General features: G+C 36.5%; 4 protein-coding genes and 2 tRNA genes. 2 read left to right on the forward strand and 4 right to left on the reverse strand.

Features of this window, described 5'->3' with window-relative positions; translation table 11 throughout:
• Positions 1-416: 416 nt before the first annotated feature.
• The 3 genes from Q8907_13800 to Q8907_13810 form a co-directional block, all read right to left on the reverse strand.
• Entirely contained in the window at positions 417-680 is a 264-nt protein-coding gene (locus Q8907_13800; GenBank protein ID MDP4275345.1) for a DUF2007 domain-containing protein, read from the reverse strand.
• A gap of 307 nt (positions 681-987) precedes the next feature.
• On the reverse strand, positions 988-1,410 hold the full coding sequence (locus Q8907_13805) for a thioesterase family protein (protein ID MDP4275346.1): 423 nt from the start codon (positions 1,408-1,410) through the stop codon (positions 988-990).
• A gap of 19 nt (positions 1,411-1,429) precedes the next feature.
• Positions 1,430-2,236 (reverse strand): SDR family oxidoreductase, encoded by an 807-nt coding sequence (locus tag Q8907_13810; GenBank protein MDP4275347.1) that lies wholly within the window; start codon positions 2,234-2,236, stop codon positions 1,430-1,432.
• 299 nt (positions 2,237-2,535) lie between these two features.
• Between Q8907_13810 and Q8907_13815 the strand changes: the two genes are divergently transcribed.
• Both Q8907_13815 and Q8907_13820 read left to right on the forward strand, forming a co-directional pair.
• Positions 2,536-2,608, forward strand: a tRNA-Lys gene (locus Q8907_13815).
• A 322-nt stretch (positions 2,609-2,930) separates the two neighbouring features.
• A tRNA-Lys gene (locus Q8907_13820) sits at positions 2,931-3,003 on the forward strand.
• 412 nt (positions 3,004-3,415) lie between these two features.
• Here the strand turns inward: Q8907_13820 and Q8907_13825 are convergent.
• Positions 3,416-4,007 (reverse strand): T9SS type A sorting domain-containing protein (locus Q8907_13825; protein MDP4275348.1); only part of this gene is annotated, 592 nt, incomplete at its 5' end.

Below are 4,007 nucleotides of genomic sequence, written 5' to 3' on the forward strand. Positions count from 1 at the left end.
AGTTTGAAATGGTTCCACTATTTTTTTGCTTCCTGAGCGGAGTCTAAGGCAGGTTTTATTGCCGTGGTTTGTATTTGCCTGTGAAAACTTTAGTCTTACTTTTTGTCGTCACAAAAAGGAAGCAAAAAAGACTGTGACTGCGTCATCCGCCCACTGGCGGATCGGCTTCATTCAGACAGTACGCAGTCAATAAGGATTTTGTTTTTTACGCTTCGTGGAGGAAAGTCCTGGAACTTTTTAATGAATCACCGGCCTGTTTTAGCCCCTTGGTAAAGTGAGGTTGAAGGACAATAAATCACTGACTTTAAATTTTATTCCGTTCAGGAAAATATTTAGTTGCGAAACTTAAATTAGTAAAAAAAAAATAACAGGAAGTCCCTCTGCTACTTTTTTTTCTAAAGACAAACAACAAAAAATCAACATATACCACAATTAAATCTAAGGTTCCGTTCATATTCATCAACAATTGATTTAGCCTGATCGAAATCTTTACCGGAAATAACCACTTTGACAGAACCGGCGCCACCAGGTGCGGTCCACCAAGGATTCAAGGTTCCCATAATCTCGTCTTTAAAAAATGCCTCTATACCGGCACTTTCCAACATACTTTTCACCATTCCCGCTTGCCATTCTGTTCCCGCAAAAATTACCTTTGGGTCATTTTCCTGATTCGTTTTCATGGACATATAATTTAACAAAAATGATTATTAAAATTCTGATCCTGAATAACTTTATCAAAAATAATGAAAAATTACCAAATATTTACAAGAAATGGTGGGAAATTAAAATGCTTATTTTCAAACCTATACAATTAACGAAATCTGGATTTCCCTTATTTTTAACCGCGACAGGTTGAAGGTAAAATTATTTTAGTTTAAATAATAATTTATAAAATATTGATAATCAATATTTTATAAATTATCACAATTTTGTCTTCCTTTTTATTTTAAATATTTCATTTACTGGCAGTTGAATACAAAAAAACAATTATTTCCCGGATTCTTCGGGGAAATATTTTTTTATTTTTTCCAGAAAATAATCCGGGGCTTTATGGGGTTTACGGGTCAATGCATCGACAAATACAAGGGTAGTCTGTCCCTTGTTGATCAAATGACCGGATCCGTTAAAAACTTCATAATCAAATTCTATCCGCACCAAAGGCATTTTCCTGATGCTTACCTTAATCCTGAGCAAATCGTCATAAAACGCCGGAGAAACATATTTGATGGTCAGGGAAGAAACCGGAAGAATGATCCCTTTGTCTTCCATTTGCTTATAGGTAATGCCCAGGGAACGGAGCATTTCAGTCCGGGCTACTTCATAGTAAAGCGGATAATTCCCATAATAGGCATATCCCATTTTATCTGTCTCTCCATAGCGGACACGGATAGATGTTTCGAAACTGTACATATTGATTGGAGAATAAGGATTATTTAAAAGGCGAATTGGGTTCACTGGCCATTTCTTTATAAGCCAGATAATCAACAATATGAGGGATAATCCGGTGTACCAACACCAAGACTTTTCCTTCAAGCGTAAAAATAATATTTCTGCGGCGGTGAACCAATCCTTTATATATGCGGTGCGCAACTTCCCCAGCAGGCATCAGTTTGTTCTCATCCCTGGGCGAGGTTCCCTGCTCATGTCCGTCAGGGCCCAAGGCAGTCCTGCGAATGTTCGAAGCGGTAAAACCCGGGGCAACAATCATCACGTGCAAGCCCGTTTTCAAGTTTTCTATGCGCAAGGATTCCAGAAAACCGTTCATGGCAAATTTTGAAGCCGAATAACCCGTCCGTCCGGGTAAACCTTTAAAACCGGCAATTGAAGAAATGCCCACCACAGAGCCTTTATTTTTCAAAAGACAGGGTAAAGCGTATTTCGTACAATATACTGTTCCCCAGAAGTTTACATCCATTAATTGTTTTATGACTTTAAGATCCAGTTCGTTAAAGAGGGCCCGCATGGATATGCCCGCATTATTGATCAGCACGTCGATAGTACCGAAACGTTTCAGGGTCTGGTCTACCAAATTTTTACATTCCTCCTCTGAAGTCACGTCAGTGGGAACCGCCATGGCTTCTGCACCTTTTGAAAGGAGTTCCTTTTCGATTTCTTTTAATTTTTCCTGGTTTCTCGCTGCAAGAACAACTTTCATTCCATGCATTGAGCATTCCCTGGCACATGCCAGTCCGATGCCTGAGGAAGCTCCTGTAATGATGACCACCTTATTTGTCATGATTCACGGTTTTATATTCAAAATATTGAATTTTATTGCAAATCTCTATATGCCCAAAAATAAACATTATTTATTAATTTAAACAATAACAAATAAAACGAATATTAAACAGTATTCAATAGGCAGGAGCAAAACAGAAAACAGAGGGGAATATACCCATTCATAAAATAATTGTTCTTATTATTTGTTCATATACAATTCATTAAAAAAAATCAGGAGATTATCTTCAAAAAAAGTCCATATTTTCTTTGAAGAAATCATAAACACTGCTATCTTTGCACCCGCAATCACAAAAAAACGATTCAGTAGCTCAGTTGGTAGAGCACATCACTTTTAATGATGGGGTCCTGAGTTCGAACCTCAGCTGGATCACTAAAGCCTCAGTAATTGAGGCTTTTTTTGTATCCTGGCATAAACGTAACTTAATGAATTACAGATATATAAGATACAGGATGAACAGTTTTTCAAACTATTTCAAACTATCTCAAACAATTTCAAACTACTTAAAACTATCTCGGATAATTGTATGGCCAGGATTTACAGGATCAACAGGTTTTCAAATTTTATAAAATTCAAATTAATCTGTAATATAGTTAGATTTACGAGGACTTAAAGAATTTACGAGAATTGTTATTATTTCCTTTGAAGAATTCATAAATCCTCTTATCTTTGCACCCGCAATCAAGAAGAAAACGATTCAGTAGCTCAGTTGGTAGAGCACATCACTTTTAATGATGGGGTCCTGAGTTCGAACCTCAGCTGGATCACTAAAGCCTCAGAAAATGAGGCTTTTTTTTTGCCTGTGCCAATTGTTATACAATTGATATACAGGTTATTATAAGTTCTAATTAAATGATTTTTTAGGGATTTTATAGAAAAGTAGCTTAGTCTCTGCTCACCCTCCGAAAAATCATACTGCCACAGGCCATGCTATACGCGGTGCCCGAGCGGAGACTATGGCATTCATTATTAAATTATTGATTCCTTGCGGTTTTACGCCTTGGCGAGAAACGTATTTTCACGCAAATATTTTGACAGGATTAACATGATTTACAGGTTGTTCCCAACAACCTTTGGAAATTAAACCTGTTAATCCTGTAATCCTGTCTATAATTTAAGGTGGCTAAGCGGAGTCAACAACCGGTTTTAAAAGCATACAGGCAAGGGGTGTAAAATTCACTATTTTTTTATTACCTTCATCAGAAAATGTCTATTGAGGGAATAAATATGCATCAAATAGACACCGGGTATATATTTGCCAAAATCCATGTCGAAATTTTGTTCGGATTTTTTCTTTTTAATTTTCTGCAATACTTTACCAAGGTTATCACAAATTTCAACCGTATAATCTGAATCCAAATTATTGTTTAAGGTTATTCTGACCATAGCAGAGGTGGGGTTCGGGAAAATCCTAATTATATTGCCATCGGGATTTTTTTTAATTCCTGTGGGAATAAATGTTATGACATTGGAAGATTTGGATGAACAATTATCTATTGTTACGATCACATAATAATCTCCTTTTTGATGGGGAATATAAGTACAATTCGTTGCTTCCGGAAGTTTGTTGTCATAAAAATACCATTGATTGCCTAGGATTGAATTGGATTTTAAGATACTGTCATTTAAAGTAATCACAGGCACAGCCGGAATTTTATTTACAATAAGGTTTGTTGTAATTGTACTGTCACAACCCGAAACCGCTTTCAGGTTCTCGGTATACATGCCGCTTAAGGTGTGCCCTTTATAACTTTGACCTTCACAAATATTC

The organism is Bacteroidota bacterium (assembly GCA_030706565.1).
Lineage (GTDB): Bacteria > Bacteroidota > Bacteroidia > Bacteroidales > JAUZOH01 > JAUZOH01.

Coding starts and splice junctions, on each gene's coding strand:
- Q8907_13800 (MDP4275345.1), bottom strand. CDS start 680: ATGAAAACGAATCAGGAAAATGACCCAAAGGTAATTTTTGCGGGAACA.
- Q8907_13805 (MDP4275346.1), bottom strand. CDS start 1,410: ATGTACAGTTTCGAAACATCTATCCGTGTCCGCTATGGAGAGACAGAT.
- Q8907_13810 (MDP4275347.1), bottom strand. CDS start 2,236: ATGACAAATAAGGTGGTCATCATTACAGGAGCTTCCTCAGGCATCGGA.